The organism is Bradyrhizobium sp. 63_E2_N1_3, assembly GCF_052076005.1.
Lineage (GTDB): Bacteria > Pseudomonadota > Alphaproteobacteria > Rhizobiales > Xanthobacteraceae > Bradyrhizobium > Bradyrhizobium barranii.
The window spans coordinates 4,812,677-4,832,613 of record NZ_CP197235.1; the positions used below are offsets into that span (position 1 = coordinate 4,812,677).

The window sequence follows — 19,937 nt, forward strand, 5'->3', positions numbered from 1 at the left end:
GTAGGCGCCACTCCCCTGACGGGCTCAGTTTCCGTAATTGGCCGGTAGCGGTCGTCACGGCAACGATGACGAGGTGTTGGATTCACGGGGCATCAGACGTGGTCGGCAAGTCCGGCCCGGCATCCAGGGACATCCCTCCGTTACCGCGATTGCCGCTATGGGCTTCATGTCGCGCGGCACTCTTCATCGATACTTGGTGCTAAGTCCTCAGGACGCATTCCGCGGATGATCCAGCTCAGTGCGAATTGGTCCTTTGGCAGGATTTCGGGAAACCCCTCGGCCTCACGCCCTCGGCCGTCCGAACCACGGTTAGCAGCTGCTTTTTGTAGGCATATCCGGAACGGGAACCTAGGCTTGCTGCCCGCCGTTATGCAATTCCTCTGCGGATCGCCTGGCTCAGGGCACGCCCCTGAAATATTAAGAAATCAATATGCTCAAAGACACAAAGGGGGATCGATGACGTTACGGGCTACGCCATCGATCGACCGCATGTCCGTCCCTGACACCCTGAGCGATTTCATCCGTCGGATCGACGATCCCGATGCTCTTGCGTATGCCGCGGCTGAACTTCTCGGAAGCAGCCTGGGGGTCAGCAGGGCCGGCTACGGTACGGTCGATACATCGGCCGAAACGATCACCATAAGCCGTGACTGGAATGCGCCGGGCATATCGAGCCTGGCGGGCGTTCTTCGCTTCCGCGACTACGGTAGCTACATCGAGGATCTGAAGCGCGGTGAGACGGTCATCTGTGCGGATGCGGAGAAGGACCCTCGTATCGGCGAGCGTGCCGATGCTCTTGAAGCAATATCGGCTCGCGCCCTGGTCAACATGCCAATCTCCGAGTCCGACGGTGTTGTGGCACTCCTGTACTTGAACAACGCGGAGCCACGGGAGTGGACCGCAGAAGAACTCGAACTGGTGCGCGAAGTTGCCGAGCGAACCCGCACAGCTGTGGAACGTCGTCGGGCCGAGGTCGCTGTCAGGGGAAACGAGGCTCGCCTGACGTTTCTAGATGCCCTCAACAGGGAAACCGCCAAAACCAGAGACGCAGACGGCGTTTTAGCTGTGACGACTAGGATGCTTGGCGAACATCTGATGGTATCGAGCTGTGCCTACGCCGATATGGATCCGGACGAGGACGGCTTTACCATTCGGGGAGATTGGGCGGCACCAGGGGCAATGCACATTCTTGGGCACTATAGCCTGGCCGATTTCGGTCAAAAGGCCGTAACCGAGCTCGGAGCGGGCCGCCCCCTGGTCATCAATGACAATTTGAAAGAGATTGCGCCCGAAGAAGCGGCTACGTTCCAGAACATTGGAATCGGCGCTACCATTTGCATGCCCTTCGTGAAGGAAGGACGGCTAACAGCTTTGATGGCGATCCATCATCGGCAAGCGCACCGGTGGAGCAAGCGCGAACTCGCATTGCTTACAGAGGTGACCGAACGCTCGTGGGCGCACATCGAACGTGTACGGTCGGAGCAGGCAGCCCGGGAAGCGGCAGAGCGACTCGGCCTCGCCAACAAGGCTGCCGGCATAGGCACTTGGGACTATGATCCGGTCAATGACGTTCTGCCAAGGGACGATCGTTGCAAAGAATTGTTCGGCTTGTCGCCTCAGGCGGAAATAAGTTACGAAGGCGCGTTCCTGAAGGGCTTGCATCCGGACGACAGGCAACGTGCGCACGAAGCGGTCTCTGAAGCACTCGAGCCGACGTCTCCCAAGCCTTATAACATCGAATACCGAACCATAGGTGTCGAGGATGGAACCGAGCGCTGGATCGCGGCGACCGGCGAGGCGATCTTTTCGGGAGGAAAGGCCGTCCGCTTCATCGGCACCGTTCTGGACATCAGTGCGCAGAAGAAATCCGAGCGCCATCTGCGCATACTGAACGACACCGGGGCTTCCGTGGCCCGCGAACGAGATCTCGAGAAGATAGTTCAGACCGTAACCGATGCCGGCGTCGAGCTCTCGGGGGCTCAATTCGGCGCCTTCTTCTACAACGTCCTTACACCGGACGGTGGAAGCTATATGCTTTATTCGTTGTCTGGCGTACCACGATCGGCATTCGAAAACTTCCCTATGCCACGCAATACGGCGGTCTTCGAGCCGACGTTCTTGGGTACGGGCGTGGTGCGATCAGACGACATCCTGAAAGATCCGCGCTATGGCAAAAATGCTCCGCGAAAAGGAATGCCGGAAGGTCACCTTCCCGTCAGGTCATATCTGGCGGTACCCGTAATTTCACGTTCGGGCGAAGTACTTGGCGGACTTTTCTTCGGTCACGCTGAGCCAAGGAAGTTTCAAATCGAGCACGAAACCACACTTCTGGGCATCGCCGGCCACGCCGCCACTGCGATCGACAACGCGCGTCTTCTGATGCGACTGGAGTCCCTCAATGCCGATTTGGAGCGACGCGTAGCCGAGGAGATATCGGAACGTATGAAGGCCGAGGAGCAGCTCCGACAGTCTCAGAAGATGGAAGCTGTCGGTCAATTGACGGGCGGGATTGCTCACGACTTCAACAACATGCTGGCCGTGATCATCGGCAGTCTGAATCTTGCCAAACGACGACTGGGCAAGGGAGAAATCAACGTGGACCGCTTCATCGAGGGAGCCATAGATGGTGCAAATCGGGCAGCCACACTAACTCAGCGCCTACTGGCGTTTTCACGCCAACAGCCGCTTGCGCCCGAGGTCATGGACCTCAACAAGATGGTTGGCGGGATGAGCGAGCTGCTCGACCGATCGCTGGGAGAACTCGTCCGTCTCGAGATGGTTCTGGCGGCCGGAGTTTGGCGAGTCAAAGCTGACCCCGCTCAGCTGGAAAGTGTCGTGCTAAATCTCGCAGTGAATGCGCGTGACGCCATGCCGAGGGGCGGCAAGCTGACGATCGAAACAAGCAATTCGTCTATAGACCAGAAGTATGCGCGTGAGTACGCGCTGACGCCCGGTCAATATGTCCTGCTTGCCGTCACTGACAATGGCGTTGGAATGCCTGAAAACGTGCTTGGTAAAGCATTTGACCCATTCTTCACGACGAAGGCGGTGGGCAAGGGCACCGGCCTAGGTCTCAGCCAAGTCTACGGCTTCGTGCGGCAGTCGGGCGGTCACGTAAAGTTATATTCCGAAGTGGGAGTAGGAACGACGGTCAAAGTCTATCTTCCGCGCTTTTTCGGCGTCGAGGAGACATCGGGTGCGCCCGAGCCGAAGGCGAACATCGGCGCGAGCCTGCACAAAGAGACCATCCTCGTCGTGGAAGATGATGACCGGGTTCGCAATATCTCGTCGGAAAGCCTGCGTGACCTGGGCTATACCGTCGTCGAGGCGGCAGGTGCTAAAGAGGCGATCAGAAAGATCGACGACGGACTCGTCCCGGATCTGCTCTTTACGGACGTGGTCATGCCCGACACGACAGGCGCCGAATTGGCGAGCCGGGCCTTAGAGCGATTGCCCGGGTTGAAGGTGCTGTTCACGACCGGCTATACGCGCAACGCCATCGTCCACAATGGCATGCTCGATGCCGGCACACTTGATTTCCAAGCCATTCAATATCGAAGACCTAGCGGCGAAGGTCCGCGGACTGCTCGATGAGATCTAGGTCCAATGCTGGTCTGTCCGACTTCGCGAATCGCGCTGCTACGTTTGTTTGTTCAGTTCGGCGTAAGCTCTCTGGTGCATCGGCTTGATAGCACACTCCAGAGACATGTCTGGAGCAAGAGCTCGTGCAGAAGTGGTCCGACTCAGAGACCGCCCCCTGCCCTTGACCCGACTTCTTGCAGCACGGTAAAGCTCACTACCGGGACCAGCTGTGATTGAGCAGACTCCAAGCCCTTTCGGGGCCCCCGCCTCCTCCATGCCGCTCGGAGGGCAAGCCTGACGTTCGCTGAACAACGCCTCTGGAAGCTTTGCGAAACTGACGGACCTCGCCTCGAACTCGTCCGATTAAACCGGAAGAAACGCGGCCGGCTCAGACAGGTTCCTATCGCTCCGGAAATAAGCTTCAGGCGGCTGCATTGGTTGCCGCTGCACTTTCTGATAGCCTAGAGCGATGTCGCTTCTGAACTTCAGCCTGCCTGCCCGGGCACCCGCTCTCTTTGCGTCTTTCCTATCACTCGACCAGACCATCCTCGACGCGCTCCCGATCGGCGTTTATGCCTGCGATATTGAGGGACGGATCGTGAGGGTCAATGAGCGGGCGATCCAGCTTTGGGGACGCGCTCCGAAGCTGCTCGATCCCGAGCAGAAGTTCTGTGGCTCGTTCTGGCTCGAGACCCTGCAAGGCGATTTCATTCCGCCCCACGAAACGCCGATGGCGCGGGCCGTGCTAGCGGGGGAGAGCTTCGAAGGCGCCGAGGCCGTGGTGCGAAATCCCGACGGACGGCGATGGGTGGCGCGCGTCAATGTTGCGCCCATGCGCGACGCTGGCGGCCAAGTCGTCGGAGGGATCAATTGCTTCCTGGACGTCACGCATGAGCACGACATGCGGCTGGCACTAGAGCGTCAGCAGCGTACCTTCGATCTCGCCATGGTCGCTTCGAAGATGGGCACGTGGCGCTACAGCATGGCAGACAACGTCTGTGTCTACGATGAGAACGCCCAGCGGCTCTATGGTCTGACTGAGGCGCGCTTCCTCCACGACACGGCCGGCGTTGAAGCCAAGTTCCATCCGGACGACATGGATCTGATGTGGGCCCGCGTCGCCAGAGCGATCGATCCCGAAAGCGACGGACGCTATGAGGTTGAGTACCGGGTGAAGCAGACTGACGGGAGCTGGCGCTGGCTGAGTGCCTGGGGCCTCGTGGAGTTCGAAGGGCGCGGCGCCGAGCGCCAACCCGTCGCCATCGCCGGCGCGAGCCGCGATCTGACTGAATTGAAGCAGTCCGAGGAGTTGCAGCGCCTGCTCACCAACGAGCTGAATCACCGCGTCAAAAACAGCCTTGCCACCGTGCAATCGATCGTCAATCAGACGCTTCGGGACGCGACGAATGTGCAGGCGGCCCGCAGGACGATCGACGCACGCATCGTTGCCCTCGCCGGAGCACACGATCTGCTCACTGCCCGCAGTTGGAAGGGCGCCGATATCGCCGATCTCGCTGCGGGGGCGGTCGCGCCCTTCGCCACGGATCAGATCCTTACCGAGGGGCCTTCCCTGGATGTTTCCCCCGGCCAGGCTCTGGCACTCTCGCTGGCGCTGCACGAGCTTGCCACCAACGCCGTAAAATACGGAGCGCTCTCACGGCCCTCGGGCCGGGTCGAGCTTCGCTGGCGTGTGCAGGAGGAGATGCTCAATCTGAGCTGGCGCGAAAGCGGCGGCCCGCAGGTTTCTCCGCCGACTCGCCGCGGGTTCGGCAGCCGCCTGATCGAACATGCAAGCCGCGACGTGAACGGGAAAATCCGGCTCGACTTCGCGCCGGAGGGGCTTGTCTGCTCGATCACCGCCGCGCTTGAGGCGATCGAGACACGACCGCAGACGGCCGTTTGATGTTGCTGGTCTGACTTACACGGCGAAGCTTGGCTCTGCCGACAGACGCGTCGGGTAAAACACCTATAATGTGGCACCATCACAAAACTCGTCGAGCTCGATGTCAACGGTCGCGGGCTTCTGCGCCATCCAACACTTGTGCCCCTCCGCATCGACCTCATAAACCCGATAGCTTGGCATGCCTCCCTTTCTCCCTGCGTCCTCGCTGAAGCGCTGTTCTGCCCAGAACGGCGGAGCCCGATCCTTAACATTTGTGCGCTGGATGAGAAGTGCCCAGAAAGTTAGCCTATGGACAGGAACGAAAATCGCTCACGAAGCGTTCTGCGTTCATTGGGTAGGAACTCATTCTTGAGCAAACAATCAGACAGATTGAGGGAGCAAGCTTTTCGGGCGGAGCGGCTCTCCAACACCGTCAGCGACATGTCGGCATCCCGTACCTTACGGTCCCTTGCCGAGCAATACCATGCGCAGGCCGACGAGCTCGAACAGGCAGAGATGTCAGGCCAGGCGGCTCCGCAAGCGACGCCTCTCCAAATTGCCGCTTCCAAAGGGTAGTTAGGCGAGTCTACCTCTTAGGATGACTGGCGACATCGTTGTGGTGATGCCAAAGGTTATTCAGTGATGGACCTAAAGCAGATTTATCGCGACTATATCGACTGCCTGAATGAGCAAGCTTGGTCGCGCTTGGGCACGTTCGTCGCCGACGACATCACCCACAATAGCAATCCCCTCGGCCTGGCGGGTTATCGAAAAATGCTCGAACAGGATTACGCGGCAATTCCCGACCTTCGCTTCAACGTGGAAATGATGATTAGTGAGTATCCCCACCTAGGAAGCCGGCTACGGTTCGATTGCTCTCCAGCAGGCGTCTTTCTCGGCTTGCCGGTAAACGGCAGGCGAGTTTCCTTTCACGAGAACGTTTTCTATGAATTCGATAGCAACAAGATAATGCGCGTTCGATCGGTTATCGATAAGGCGGCCTTGGAGGCGCAACTGTAGACAGTTGGCGTCAAGCGGCTAGCGCTCACACCGCCGAGTCTCGAGCACGCCGCGCAATCACCCTAAATACGAAATGTCCTTCGCTCGCGACGCGAGCTCACCCTCCACTTTGTCGAATTCGGTTGATTGCGCTCGATGAAAGCCGCGAGCTCATCCGCGACATCTCAGAGAGGGCTTTCTGCTGGGACGACGGGTCCTTGCGAGTAGGAGCAATGTGCCCTGCCCGATCTAGAACTTTGATCGACAGATCGGCTCGGACACGGGCGCTAATGCTTGTGTCTTGGAGGAGCGACTTCGCAACTCGATAAGCAAGCGGGGCACCTACGACTGCAAGGTCAAGCTGTATCGATTCCGAGATCGCAGCCGCGGCCGCTGGCAGTCGCATTGTCTTATAAACCGATACTTGGGGTGATATCCGGCGAGGTCGGCCGCTTCTTCAAGCTTCTTCCCGTCGTTGACGATTAGGCGCACCAGCGTCCGCTGCTATTCGCTGAGGTCGTAAGCTGCAATCCACGGCATCCTAAGCCCCTTAGTTTTCACGGGATGCGTTGGCGGCCGCGATAAGACGACGCAAGTCAATGTTGTACTGCGGCACGTTCGGGTTCTTTACAGCCCGCTCCAGCAGGAGCTGCCACGTTCGGATCGAACCGAGCCATGTGCATGATCTCGTCCGCGTTCTGCTTGTTCGAAGGAAGCTGCTCGAGAAGCAACTTAAACCGCTTGATCAAGCCTCCGCCGGCGAGATCGCCCTTGAAGTGGCGAACGACCTGTTATTCGGCGCATGGTTTGCCCCCCGATCGGCGCCCAAGGCTGACCCCGCCCAACACCATCGACACCCTTGAACCATCACAAGCCGATGGGGGTCAAAGTTCGGCGCTTATTTACAGTCCGGTGCGCAAGGTTTCCGGTCCCACGGGTGCCTAGCGCCGACTCGCCACCCAGATCCCAAGCAGGAACGCCACAAACAGGGATTGCAGCGGCGCCTTCAAAGTCATCTCGCGCAACTGTTCGGCCCAGCGCATCGCGGCATCATGCGAATGCGACGGGCGACGGCTCGCATCCGCCTGGCGGCTCGACCTCGCTAAGGAAGCCTGCTCTATGCCGCCGTCATCATTCGTCAGCCCGGAGGCTTCCGTCATTGCCGAGGTTTCTTTCATATCCATGCGGTCCTCCTACGATAGCGTCGGAGCAACCGATCTCCCGACGGCTCGTTCCTACGCGGACTTCCGCCGCGTCCCGGCCCCCGGCTTCTTGGCGGCCGCCTCCTTCGCCGACTTCTTGCCGGCGATCGGCATCAACATCTCCTTCTGAACGGCCGAGGTCTCTTTGGCCTTCTTGGCCGACTTTTTTGGAACCTTGGCTACGGCTGCGGCGCCCCCGACGCTTTTCCGCCGCGTCCATCAGATCGACGACGTTTTCGCCGCGCGGACGCTCCTTCGGAGTGATCGGCTTGCCGGCGCGCTTCTGATTGATGAGCTCGATCAGAGCCGTTTCGTAGTGGTCCTCGAATTTCTCGGGATCGAACGTGCCGGACTTCTGGTTGACAATGTGCTTTGCGAGATCGAGCATATCCTTGGTGACTTTGACGTCTTGGATCTCGTCAAAATGCTGGTTCGCTCCTTCGCTCTAGTGTTATGGCCTAAAGCTACGTGTCAGATTGTGCATTGCGTGATGCTGAAAACTCGGCCAAAACTTGATCTGCCGCGAGTCTCGCACATCGGTCGTCATGCAATTCGTCGAGTTTTCTCAAATAGGCGACTGCCGCTATTTGCAAGAGATCGAAATCATCTTCGCCGGTATTACGAAGATGAGCGACGTAGCGATAGAGGGCGGAACACCTGTCGTCGTTCTCGCTGATGCCACTGTGGAGCAGCAAGTAGTTCCGCCACGCGAACGCGCACGCACCATCTACGGCCTGAGATGTCATGGGCGTCTCCCAAAGTCAGAGAAAGACTGACGATGCCTTTCGTTCCGCGAATCTCACAGATGTAACGTTGTTCCGTAGTTGCGCCGCAAGATGGATTCCACGGGGCAATGTCGATCGTTGCACAGAACGGTCAATGCGATTGGCTGTTCGAAAAAGCGTCGAGCTGGGCTGGCCGCCTTGCAAGTAGCTGCTTTGCCCGAATGAGCCTGCATATGTTCCCTAGAAAAGAAGATTTGGGAACATGCCACCTTTGCTCATGGGGGCCCTTAACCGACCTCGGCATCGGCACCAATGTCCGCTTTGCGCGCGACAAGCTTCCGCCCCAATGAAACGCGTCGTAGCCCAAAGCTTACCCCTGAGCTAAAAGTGCGAATTGGGTGGTGCGTCCCGACGGGTTTTGAACGGCCGACCTCCGCCATGTCACAGCGGCGCTGCTACCAACTGAGCTGCGGACGCGGGCCGGTATCGACGCTCTGACGCGTACGTCGCTGGCGTTTACCCCAGCGGCCGATCTCCGGCTCTGCCCCTTCCAATTCACATATTGCCCCTCGTCCTCGCAGTTCAGGCGCGAGGCAGGTGGATTTCCGCTGTCTGAAATCGGGCGCCGCAGGTTTCGCGGGTCCAGAGAGGCATGGCCATGATCCAGGAGAAGCAAGGGGCACCCACGAGATGACGCCGTAACCATCCCATCGCAGGGGCGGAGGAACCACCGCGATTGGCCCATATTATCCTCTGGTCCGCCCCCGCGCCAATTGGCTGGCCATGTCATCGCGTCTTGTCAGCCCTGCGTGTACGGGACCACATTCTGTCGGAAGTCGTTCAGCGTCTCGATGGCATCGCGCTCCCCTCCCCGCCTCTGGCCCCTCTACGCAGTCAACTTCTTCATGGCCGACATGCAGTCGGGCATCGGACCGTTCGTCGGCGTGTTCCTCCAGGAGCGCGGCTGGGCGACCGGACTGATCGGCACCGCGCTGACGATCGGCAATGTCGCCGGCATGCTGGTCACAACGCCGATCGGCGGCTTCATCGATTCGAGCCGCAACAAGCGCCTGTGGGTCGTCATTCCCGGCATCTGCGTGGTGCTTGCGTCCGCGATCATCCTGATCTCGCAACATTTCTGGGCGGTCACGTTGTCGCAAGTAGCGCAATCGCTCGCGAGCGCTGCGATCGTGCCGGCGGTCACAGGCATCACGCTCGGCATCGCCAGGCAAAAGGGCTTCAATGCGTTGAACGGCCGCAACCAGGCCTTCAACCACGCCGGCAACATGGTGGGCGCGGCGCTGTCGGGCTATCTCGGCTACAAGTTCGGCTACGTCGCCGTGTTCGTGCTTGCGGCGGTATTCGGCGCCATCGCGATAGCCTGCGTGCTGATGATCCCGGACAACTCCATCGACGATCGCCAGGCCCGCGGCAGCAAGGAAGACGAGAGCAAGAACCCGCCGGATGGCATGTCCGTCCTGCTCAAGCACAAGCCGCTACTGGTGCTGGCGTTTGCGCTTGCCATCTTCCATCTCGGCAATGCAGCGATCGTGCCGCTCTATGGACTTGCAGCGGTCGCCGAAGGCCAGGCCAACGGACCGAGCTTTGTTGCGACCACCGTGGTGATCGCCCAGGGCGTTATGGTGGTGACCTCGCTGATCGCCATGCAGGTCGCGGGAAAGCGCAACTACTGGCCGGTGATCCTCATCTCCTTCATGTTTCTGCCGATCCGCGGCGTGCTCGCCTTCTTCGTAACGGGATGGTGGGGGGTGATTCCGACGCAGGTGCTGGACGGCATCGGCACCGGGCTGCAGACCGTCGCCGTGCCTGGCATGGTGGCGCGCTCGCTTGACGGCACCGGCCGCATCAATCTCGGCCAGGGCGCCGTCATCACCGTGCAGGGCGTCGGCGCAAGCCTGAGCCCCGCGCTTGGCGGCTGGATCGCGCAGTGGATCGGCTACGGCCCGACCTTCTTGCTGCTGGGCGGCTTCGGGCTCGCATCGATCGGGCTGTGGCTGGCGTTCGGTGCCGCAGTGAAGAAGTATTGAGGCAAGCGGCCGGCCGGACATTACGGCGCGAATTGCTTTTGCGATCCGGGCACACCAAGCTGCGGCACCTTTGGCACAAGACCAGCCATGCGCCGAAGTCTCGCCGGTACCAATGGCGGCGACCACGGCGGTCGAGATCAGAGGGCCGACGCCCGGAATGCTCATGATGCGACGGCAGTCAGTTTCCTTCTCACCGATCTGGTCAATCTCGCCGGAAAGGCTCTCGACCCGTTCATCGAGAGATATCCAGTCTTCGTACAAGCCAGCAATCAGGCCGCGCATTCGTGGCGATATCTCATCCTGACGGCTCTCCAGGATCGCCAATGAGCGCGGGGGCGCGAAATGCCACTGTTCCCCAGCGATACGTGAGTTGGTTCAGGCGCCCTTCATATTCGGCCCGCTAAACTGGCGGACTGGGATTTGAGACCAGCGGAATAAGCGCCGCCAGGACAATGTATTTTGAGCCTGGCGGCGTTCAATTTTAAGGCCAATGAGAAGCCCGCCCGCTGAACCGGCGCATACGAAGAGGCTGCCAATTGAGGGCTTCTTTATTTTGGCGCCGTTTCACCGATCAGATCGAATAACCGCGTTCAACGCACGACTCATGTACCGGGCGCGCGCCGGATTGGGTTATCCCGCCCGGAGGCGGTTTTCGGCGGTGCACACATTGGCGAAAGCTCGATTCTTCCCAATTCCGTTGGCTCCATCAGGACGCTTGTGCCGTCAATCTTGCGGCCGGGTGCAATCAATCTCGTGCGCCATAAGAACCACAGAGACCTAGAGCTGCGCCCGTTCGATACGAAAGTGAACTAGCGGCGTCGTGCACAACTTCCCCACCTGCCGCCGCCTCCAATGCGTTGCGCTGTGATTTGGTAAGAGTCGATCGGCCAACCCCGCTCACGATTTGACTCCGAAGCATCGCCCTTAATGGGCTCACCAGGTGTGGGCCCGCCAGCGTGAACCGGCGGGCCATGATCGCTAGCTAGCCAGAGCCGAAGCGCAATGTTGTCGCCGCGATCGAGACAGTGGCGAAGCAACTCGGCAACACGCCTGCCATCTGCCGCAAGAGCTACGTACACAGAGGTCTTGACTGCCTACATGTCCGGCGAATTCGTCGATATGATCGAAGCGAAAATAGCTCAAAAATTCAAGAAGCAGTACGCGCAACTGACGCCCATCATGGTTCTGGCCTTTCTACACATGCGCCTGGCGGCGTTGAAGGCGGCAGATTCAGGACCTTAGAGGACGGCTGCGAGATAATTCGCTGTCCGGCTCCGCGATTTCTTCGCGACCTGCGACGGCGTGCCTGAGGCTACTATCCGACCGCCTTCGTCGCCGGCACCGGGCCCGATATCGATGATCCAGTCGCTGGCGGCAGCCACCGTCATGTCGTGCTCGACCACGATGACCGTATTGCCGGCCTCAACGAGGCCGTGCAGTTGCCTCATCAATTTGGTGACGTCCGACGGATGAAGTCCAGTCGTCGGTTCATCCAAAACGTAGAGTGTCTGACCACGTTGCGCCCGTTGCAGCTCGGTGGCGAGCTTGACCCGCTGCGCCTCACCTCCTGACAGTTCGGTCGCCGACTGGCCGAGCCGGACATACCCGAGCCCGACGTCGCGAAGCACGCCCAGACAACGACGTAGAAAATCCTCACTACTGAAGAACTCGAACGCTTCGTCTACAGTCAACGCCAGCACGTCAGCGATTGATTTGTTCCGGATCTTGACCTCCAACGTTTTGGCGTTGTACCGCGCGCCTTTGCAAGTCGGACAGGGAGCGTAAACGCTCGGCAGGAAGAGAAGCTCGACACAGACGAAGCCTTCCCCTTGGCACGTCTCGCAACGGCCTTTCGCTACATTGAAGGAGAACCTTCCCGCGTCATAGCGCCTTGCACGCGCCTGTTTGGTTGAAGCGAATATCTTGCGAACATGATCCAGCAGGCCGGTGTAAGTCGCGAGGTTCGATCTCGGCGTGCGGCCGATCGGCTTCTGGTCCACTACTACCAATCGCTTGATGTCATCGAGGCCTTCCGCAATCTCGCCACCTAAGGTTTCGACCGAAGCCTCTAGCTTGTCGTCCTCGTCGCCCGCCTCTTTGCGATGGCCCAGTTCGTCGCCCACGGCATCGACAAGAAACTGACTAATGAGGCTCGACTTGCCGGATCCCGAAATCCCCGTGACGCTCGTAAACACGCCGAGCGGAATTTCCGTGTCTAGCCGATTGAGATTGTTGCGCGTGACACCGCGAAGCTTGAGCCATCCGCGGGGGTTTCGTGGAGCCCTTGCCACGCTCTCGTGCTGGCCACAGAGGTAAGGTCGCGTCCGAGACGCTTCCACGTCTTTCAGTCCTGCCAGGGGACCGCTGTACATAATACGCCCTCCCTGCGCGCCTGCGTCGGGGCCGACGTCGACGATCCAATCGGCGTGCCGCACCACGTCGAGCTCGTGTTCGACGACAAACAGCGAGTTGCCGGCCGACTTCAGGCGGTCGAGAGCGCGCAACAAGGCTTCCGTGTCCGCCGGATGCAGTCCCGCCGAGGGCTCATCCAGGACATAGACCACTCCGAACAGATTAGAGCGGACCTGCGTCGCCAATCGAAGCCGCTGAAGCTCGCCTGGCGACAGCGTCGGCGTGCTGCGTTCGGGCGTCAAATAGCCAAGACCGAGATCAAGTAGCACTTCAAGGCGTGCCGACATGTCCTCCGTTATCCGTTGCACCACGAGAGCCTTCTCAGGATGGCCGACGAATTGATTCCTTTTCTTGTCGAGATGCCCGCCGAGCAACAAGCGGAGCTGGTTCAACGGCAGTCGCGAAACCTCGGCAATGTCCATTCCGGCGAAGGTGACGGACAGCGGTTCGGGTTTAAGCCGCTTCCCCTTGCAGACTGGGCAATTTGAGCTCGACAGAAATTGCGCCACCCGGCGTTTCATCATAGCGCTCTGCGTCGTGGCGAACGTCTGCAGCACGTATTTGCGCGCGCCGGTAAAAGTACCTTGATAGCTCGGCTCCTCCTTCCGCTTCAGCGCCCGCCTCGTCTCGGCAGGCGTATAGCCGGCGTAGACCGGCACGGTCGGCTGCTCGTCAGTAAACAGAATCCAGTCCCGATCTTTCTTCGGCAATTCGCGCCACGGCCTGTCTACGTCGTAGCCGAGGGTAACGAGAACATCGCGTAGGTTCTGGCCTTGCCACGCGCTTGGCCACGCGGCTATGGCCCGCTCGCGAATGGTCAACGTGTCGTCGGGAACGAGCGAACGTTCATCGACCGCATGGACGCGTCCGATGCCATGACAGTTGGGACAAGCGCCCTCGGGCGTGTTGGGCGAGAACGACTCCGCATATAGCAACGGTTGATGCTGCGGATAGTCGCCGGCGCGCGAGTACAACATCCGCAGCAGATTGGACAGGGTCGTCACGCTGCCGACTGATGACCTTGTCGTCGGCGAGCCTCGCTGTTGCTGCAAAGCGACTGCGGGGGGAAGCCCCTCGATCGAGTCCACTTCGGGCACTGCCATTTGGTGGAAAAGGCGGCGGGCGTACGGTGAGACCGATTCCAAGTAACGCCGCTGGGCCTCTGCGTACAAGGTCCCGAAGGCGAGCGACGACTTCCCGGATCCGGACACGCCCGTGAACACCACGAGCGCATTTCGGGGTATCTCGAGCGAAACGTCCTTCAGATTGTGCTCGCGGGCTCCGCGGACGCGGACGAAACCGTCGTCTGTATGGATATTCCGCTCGCCCTTATCGCCGATCAGCGACTTGTCCATCGTACGGTTCCTCGCCACTCGCGGAACGCTATGGCCGTCTCGAAGAGGAAAGTCTCCGGGAAATGACCGGTTCCGTAACGGTCACTGTCCGTCCCTTCAGCGCCGAAAACCCAAGCTCCTGTGAATTTACATCTAGGAACCGGCTCTCGCGCCCGTCGTTCAATTCCCGACAAATGTTGAGGATTCTCTATGAATGACCGCGCGCGACAGATCTTCAAACCGGAATTCCGTTTCGGCCTCGGTGGCGTTTCCCTCGGCAACGAGTTCAACAAGCATACCGATAAAGAAGCCGAGGCAACCCTTGAAGGCGCATGGGCGATGGGCGTTCGATATTTCGATGTAGCGCCTTGGTATGGGTTCGGACTCTGCGAGCGTCGCTTCGGTCATTTTCTGCATAACCAGAAGCGCGACGATTATATGCTCTCGTCGAAGGTCGGGAAGCTTTTCAAGGCGTCAAAGAACAACAAACATGCGGATATTTATCCGCTGTCAGATTCGCCCAATGACATCATTTTTGACTATACGGCGGACGGTGTGCGCCGCTCGATCGAAGACAGCCTGCAGCGCCTCGGCGTCGACAGCCTGGACGTCGCTTTCGTGCACGACATCTCACCCGATTTCGCGTTCTTTCCGAACGGCTGGGAAGAACAGTACGAAATCGCCCGTAAAGGCGCGTTTCCGGCGCTCTCCAAAATGCGTGACGAGGGCATCATCCGCGCTTGGGGCATCGGCGTGAATACACCGCTTCCCATCCTCAAAGTCATGGAAGATGCGGATCCTGACGTCTGCCTGTGCGCCCGCCAATACTCGTTGATCGATCACGCAAGTGCGGTGAACGAACTTTTCCCGGTCGTGCGAAAAAAGAACGTTTCGCTCGTCATCGGCTCCTCTCTCAACGCCGGCTTCATCTCAGGAAGTCCACGTTACAATTACGGAAAAGAGAACTTCAAGATTCCCGCTGCTGTCATCGAGAAGCGGGAGAAGCTCAGGACGATCGCCTCTCGGTATGGCGTGGACCTCCGAACTGCCGCACTTCAGTTTTCGGCGGCGGCCGACGTCGCGGTCGCTCTGGTCGTGGGGGCACGGAGCGCTCAACAGATCCAGGAGGACTGGAATTCGCTCCAGGCCAAGATCCCTTCGGATTTCTGGGGTGATCTCAAGCAACAAGGCCTCATCGAGAAAAGCGCCTCGCTCCCTGCTGCTTCGGAGGCTTGAGCATGAAGGTCGGCGATTTTGTGGTCGAACGGCTCCACGCTTGGGGCGTGCGCCGCATCTATGGCTATCCGGACGACGGCATCAACGGTGTGATCGGCGCCCTGCAGCGCGCCGACAGCATTGAATTCATCCAGGTGCGGCACGAGGAGATGGCCGCCTTCATGGCGGTCGCACACGCCAAGTTCACCGGTGAATTAGGGGTGTGCTTGTCGACCGGCGGCCCGGGAGCAACTCACCTCATCACGGGATTGTACGATGGTAAACTGGACCATGCTCCCGTTCTTGCTATCTGCGGGCAAGCTGAGGCAACCGTTCGAGGTGCCAGTTACCAGCAGGAACTTAACTTAGACCGGATGTTTGCGGACGTCGCTGGCTTCGTACAGGAAGCGTCATCCCCTGCCCAGGTGCGGCACCTCCTTGACCGCAGCATCAGGGTCGCTAAAGCCGACAACATACCTTCCGTCATTATCTTGCCGAAAGATATTCAGGACGAGGAATACGAAGAGCCCGCGGTAGCGCACGGGTTTACGCGGTCTGGAGTGGGCTATTCCAAACCCAAGATCATTCCAGAGGATGCGGACCTATCCAAGGCGGCCGAGGTCCTGAATGCCGGCAAGAAGGTAGCCATTCTGGTCGGCGCGGGCGCTCGTGGCACCGCTCCTCAACTCATCGAAATGGCGACCTTGCTCGGCGCCGGCATTGCGAAGGCATTGCTGGGCAAGGATGTGTTGCCGGACGACCTGCCGTTCGCTACCGGCGCGATAGGCCTACTCGGGACCGAGCCAAGCTGGGATCTTATGCAAGGCTGCGATACGCTCCTGATGGTCGGCACGGGCTTTCCCTGGTCGGAGTTCTTACCCAAAGACGGGGCCGCACGCGCCGTCCAGATCGACATCAAAGCCTCGATGCTGTCGCTGCGGTATCCGGTCGACGTCGGCCTTCACGGCGATGCCGCCGCAACGCTTAAGGCGCTCCTGCCCCTAATCCAGCGCAAGGAGGACCGGGAATGGGCGAAGACGATCGAGACCAACATAACTGGGTGGTGGAAGAAGCTGGAAGGTCGGGCTAAGGCGGAAGCCAATCCCGTCAATCCGCAGCGCGTCGTTTGGGAAATGTCACCCTTGCTACCTGCTAACGCCATCGTGACCAGTGACAGCGGATCCTGCGCCAACTGGTATGCCCGCGATTTCCGGGTGCAGCAGGGCCAGGCTGCATCGCTTTCGGGAGGCTTGGCGTCGATGGGCGCAGCAGTCCCCTATGCCATCGGGGCCAAGTTCGCCCATCCGGACCGGCCGGTCATCGCACTTGTGGGCGATGGCGCAATGCAAATGAACAACATGACCGAACTCATCACGGTCCAGAAGTACTGGAAGCGTTGGGCGGATCCGCGATGGATCGTATGTGTATTCAACAATCAGGACCTCAACGAAGTCACTTGGGAGCAGCGGGTCATGGAGGGAAACCCAAGATTCGAGGCTTCGCAGGATATCCCCGACTTTGCCTATGCCAAATTTGGCGAACTGCTCGGGCTCAGGGGGATCTTCGTTGATTCTCCGGGCCGCCTGGCATCCGCATGGCAGGAGGCACTTTCGAGCGATCGCCCTGTCGTCCTGGAAGTGAAGACAGATCCTGAGGTGGCTCCGCTGCCGCCGCACGTCACGTTCAAGGAGGCCCGCTCCTTTATGCCTGCGATGGCTAAAGGAGACAGAGGCGCTGGCCGTGTCATCAGCGACACCGCAAGACAAGTTGTCGACGGCCTATTCGGCAAGAGAGATTGAATTTGGGGCCCGCGGCGCTTCAACGCGTTGCGGACCTCCGCCGACGGCGGGTAGCTTACTTAACCCACGAATCTTCCAACTTCGAAGGCGATGCGGTGTTCCGAATCAAAAAGACACGGTGCACGCCTGAACACAGCTAAGGACGGATCACACGTTGCGCTTTGGGATACCGCGCCTGCCGCATCAGCCTCAGCAAATGTACTACCCGCGCTGCGCTTCTTGCGAGGTTCGCTATTACTTCTGACAGGGGCGCGTTGGCGCACGTCGCCCCAGGCCCGAGTTGGACCACGTCCGGGCTCTCCTTCTAATAGGTTCAAGTACGCGCCCCGGAGCTCGCTCCCGCTTTCTTGTAGATGCTTTGCAAGCCCTGCGGACCGGGAAAACTTGGAACTTCTCAGTTCAGCGTATGTTGGGCCTTGCCACGACAGGAGGACGATATGAAAAAGACATTTCTTTTGCTGCTGACGGCTGCTTCGCTTCTGGCGGGTCCGTCGTTTGCGCAAAATCCGCCGGCGACCGATCGGCCCAACAACAATGCGGTCAACAGTTCCGGCCAGAACAATTCCAGCAAGCCGGTTGAAGGCGCCAACAGCTTCACCGAGGGCCAGGCCAAATCGAAGATCGAGGACGCGGGCTACAGCAACGTCACATCCCTGAAGAAGGACGACAACGGCGTTTGGCGCGGAAAGGCCAGCAAAGGCGGTGCCTCGACCAATGTCAGTCTGGATTTCCAGGGCAACGTGAACGCGGCCAAGTAACCTGGCGACCACCAGCGAAAATTAAGAGGGATTCAGCATGACCGTTACGATTTCACGTCTCTACGATAACTACTCCGATGCGCAGCGCGCGGTGACGAGCCTGGAGGCCGCGGGCGTGCCGCATTCGGATCTGAGCATCGTCGCGAACAATTCCGACAACTGGTACAGCACCGACAAGAAGGTCGATCGCGATCGCGATGGGGTGGACGATCGGGCGGAAGGCGCAGCCACGGGAGCGGGCGTCGGCGCAGGTCTTGGTGGCGCTGCCGGCTTGCTCGCGGGCCTTGGTTTGTTGGCTATCCCCGGCCTGGGTCCGGTCGTGGCGGCCGGATGGCTCGCATCGACCGCGCTCGGTGCCGTTGCCGGCGGCGCCACAGGCGGGGTCGTTGGGGCGCTGACGCAGGCCGGCGTATCCGATGAGGAAGCACCACTCTACGCCGAAGGTGTGAGGCGCGGCGGTACGCTGGTTTCAGCTCGTGTGCCGGATGCGGATCGGACGCGATACGAAGCGATCTTGAATCAGTCCGCCGTCAACCTGCGCGACCGGAGCGCAGCCTGGCAGAAGGCAGGGTGGAAAAATTATGATCCATCCGCCCAGCCTTATGGCGCGGAGGAGGTCCGGAGAGAGCGCCAGCTCTACGGCACCGGCCTGCGATGAATTACCCGGCGGCCCGCCAAGGCGGGTCGCCCTTTTCTTGCGTACGTTTGCCCATCGAACTCAGGAGCCGAAGATGAGTCGCGGAATGCCATCAATGACCGCCCTCTTGGGTATGCTCGCAATCGCCGGTTACCAAAATCGGGACTCGCCGACATGTTTCGCAACGCTACCTCCGGTCAGCCGGCGGGTGCCAAGGATTCCCTGAGCGGTATGCTCGCAATCTTGGCGGCCTTGTGGGAGGCGGCGGCGTGAGTTCGCTGCTGAACGGCGGGATCGGCGAGTTGCTTGAGCACTTCAAGCAGAACGGACAGGGCGATGCGGCCCAATCCTGGATCAATCAAGGGCCAAACCGGGAAGTCACCCCGCCCGAACTCCAGCAGGCTATCGGTCCGGACGTCCTTCAAAAACTGGAGCAGCAGACCGGCCTGTCCCGGCAGGAGATTCTCGACCGATTGTCTCGCGAGCTGCCGGCAAGCGGTGGACAAATACACGCCTGATGGACGTCTTCCGGCTCCATCGGGATCGCAAGGCTAGGGGAGAGACATGAGCATCATCTGGACGATCATCATTGGCTTCGTCGCAGGCGTCATCGCGAAGTTCATCATGCCTGGCGACAACGAGCCCTCCGGCTTCATCCTGACCACTATCCTGGGAATAGTGGGAGCGTTCGTTGCGACCTATCTTGGCCAGTCACTAGGCTGGTATCGGCCCGGAGAAGGCGCAGGGCTGGTGGGGGCGGTCGTGGGCGCCATCATCGTGCTTTTTGTCTACGGTTTTGTGGCCGGTCGCAGTCGACGGGCTATCTAACCGCGGTAACCGGAAATTCTTCGCGTAAACGCGAATATCCGTCCGGCGCGAAAGGCACAGCAGATGAAATGGATGCTCGTTGTCCTGGTAGGAGGCATGACACCGGTCAACACCGACCTGGTCTTCGACAAATTCGCCGATTGCCTTGCCGCCAAGGAGCAGATGCGAAAGCACTACACCGACGCCTTCGAGGTCTGGGACCGATGGGCCGCGGCAAATATCGAGCGACGACGCGAATACTCAAAGATGCGCGACCTCCAGGCCAAACGCCTGCTTAGCAACATCGGTACGTGCGTTCCTCATGCAGGCGGCGATACCATAGCGCCGCAGCAGCCGAGCAATTGATGCCCTCTCAGCCTCCTCAAGCCGCACCCACGCCGCCGCCAAGTCCGAAACCGTGACGTCTGAACGTTCGGAACATAGGGGTCGCAAACGAGTGTTGTAGCTGCCTTGAAAAAGCTCTTCACCGCCGTTGCCGTCGGCGGGCGTAAGCTCCGGCGGCTTAGTGTGCGTCGC

General features: G+C 59.8%; 14 protein-coding genes and 3 pseudogenes. 13 read left to right on the plus strand and 4 right to left on the minus strand.

Going from position 1 to position 19,937, the window contains the following annotated elements; genetic code table 11:
- Positions 1-456: 456 nt before the first annotated feature.
- The 3 genes and pseudogenes from AB7531_RS22970 (at position 457) to AB7531_RS22980 (ending at position 6,484) form a co-directional block, all read left to right on the plus strand.
- Positions 457-3,601 (plus strand): annotated as a pseudogene (locus AB7531_RS22970) (GAF domain-containing protein).
- A 450-nt stretch (positions 3,602-4,051) separates the two neighbouring features.
- A complete protein-coding gene (locus AB7531_RS22975) occupies positions 4,052-5,485 on the plus strand; it encodes an HWE histidine kinase domain-containing protein (RefSeq protein ID WP_063983367.1) in 1,434 nt (477 codons plus the stop codon).
- 621 nt (positions 5,486-6,106) lie between these two features.
- Positions 6,107-6,484, plus strand: coding sequence for an ester cyclase (locus AB7531_RS22980; protein WP_063983369.1), 378 nt, complete (start codon positions 6,107-6,109; stop codon positions 6,482-6,484).
- A gap of 920 nt (positions 6,485-7,404) precedes the next feature.
- Here AB7531_RS22980 and AB7531_RS22985 read toward each other — a convergent pair.
- The 3 genes and pseudogenes from AB7531_RS22985 to AB7531_RS22995 all read right to left on the minus strand — a co-directional run bounded on the left by AB7531_RS22985 (position 7,405) and on the right by AB7531_RS22995 (position 8,411).
- On the minus strand, positions 7,405-7,647 hold the full coding sequence (locus AB7531_RS22985) for a hypothetical protein (RefSeq protein ID WP_063983370.1): 243 nt from the start codon (positions 7,645-7,647) through the stop codon (positions 7,405-7,407).
- 51 nt (positions 7,648-7,698) lie between these two features.
- Positions 7,699-8,095, minus strand: a pseudogene (locus AB7531_RS22990) (Ku protein); the annotation flags it as partial.
- 34 nt (positions 8,096-8,129) lie between these two features.
- The gene (locus AB7531_RS22995; RefSeq protein WP_085398433.1) at positions 8,130-8,411 is read right to left on the minus strand and encodes a hypothetical protein; all 282 of its coding nucleotides are present in this window, start codon (positions 8,409-8,411) and stop codon (positions 8,130-8,132) included.
- 830 nt (positions 8,412-9,241) lie between these two features.
- On the opposite strand from AB7531_RS22995, the gene AB7531_RS23000 reads away from it, so the two are divergent.
- The 3 genes from AB7531_RS23000 (at position 9,242) to AB7531_RS23010 (ending at position 11,680) form a co-directional block, all read left to right on the plus strand.
- Entirely contained in the window at positions 9,242-10,438 is a 1,197-nt protein-coding gene (locus tag AB7531_RS23000; RefSeq protein WP_231141857.1) for an MFS transporter, read from the plus strand.
- Between the two features lie 87 nt (positions 10,439-10,525).
- A complete protein-coding gene (locus tag AB7531_RS23005; RefSeq protein ID WP_441280061.1) occupies positions 10,526-10,765 on the plus strand; it encodes a hypothetical protein in 240 nt (79 codons plus the stop codon).
- A 771-nt stretch (positions 10,766-11,536) separates the two neighbouring features.
- A complete protein-coding gene (locus AB7531_RS23010; protein WP_245328434.1) occupies positions 11,537-11,680 on the plus strand; it encodes a hypothetical protein in 144 nt (47 codons plus the stop codon).
- Here the strand turns inward: AB7531_RS23010 and uvrA are convergent.
- Positions 11,677-14,205 carry an excinuclease ABC subunit UvrA gene (gene uvrA / locus AB7531_RS23015; RefSeq protein ID WP_063983379.1) on the minus strand — a complete coding sequence of 843 codons (2,529 nt, stop codon included), beginning with the start codon at positions 14,203-14,205 and terminating at the stop codon, positions 11,677-11,679. The genes AB7531_RS23010 and uvrA overlap by 4 nt on opposite strands.
- Positions 14,206-14,394: 189 nt before the next feature.
- On the opposite strand from uvrA, the gene AB7531_RS23020 reads away from it, so the two are divergent.
- The 7 genes and pseudogenes from AB7531_RS23020 to AB7531_RS23050 all read left to right on the plus strand — a co-directional run bounded on the left by AB7531_RS23020 (position 14,395) and on the right by AB7531_RS23050 (position 19,766).
- Positions 14,395-15,420, plus strand: coding sequence for an aldo/keto reductase (locus AB7531_RS23020; RefSeq protein ID WP_063983380.1), 1,026 nt, complete (start codon positions 14,395-14,397; stop codon positions 15,418-15,420).
- A complete protein-coding gene (locus tag AB7531_RS23025) occupies positions 15,417-17,198 on the plus strand; it encodes a thiamine pyrophosphate-requiring protein (protein ID WP_063983381.1) in 1,782 nt (593 codons plus the stop codon). The genes AB7531_RS23020 and AB7531_RS23025 overlap by 4 nt, the downstream gene beginning before the upstream one ends.
- 437 nt (positions 17,199-17,635) lie before the next feature.
- A complete protein-coding gene (locus AB7531_RS23030; protein WP_028152961.1) occupies positions 17,636-17,956 on the plus strand; it encodes a PepSY domain-containing protein in 321 nt (106 codons plus the stop codon).
- Between the two features lie 37 nt (positions 17,957-17,993).
- Positions 17,994-18,614: a general stress protein gene (locus tag AB7531_RS23035; RefSeq protein WP_038936815.1), complete on the plus strand. Its 621-nt coding sequence runs from the start codon at positions 17,994-17,996 to the stop codon at positions 18,612-18,614.
- Between the two features lie 73 nt (positions 18,615-18,687).
- Positions 18,688-19,148: pseudogene (locus AB7531_RS23040) on the plus strand (YidB family protein).
- A gap of 9 nt (positions 19,149-19,157) precedes the next feature.
- A complete protein-coding gene (locus AB7531_RS23045; protein WP_063983383.1) occupies positions 19,158-19,421 on the plus strand; it encodes a GlsB/YeaQ/YmgE family stress response membrane protein in 264 nt (87 codons plus the stop codon).
- Positions 19,422-19,493: 72 nt separating this feature from the next.
- Positions 19,494-19,766, plus strand: a complete 273-nt coding sequence (locus tag AB7531_RS23050) for a hypothetical protein (RefSeq protein WP_441280062.1) — start codon at positions 19,494-19,496, stop codon at positions 19,764-19,766.
- Positions 19,767-19,937 lie beyond the last annotated feature (171 nt).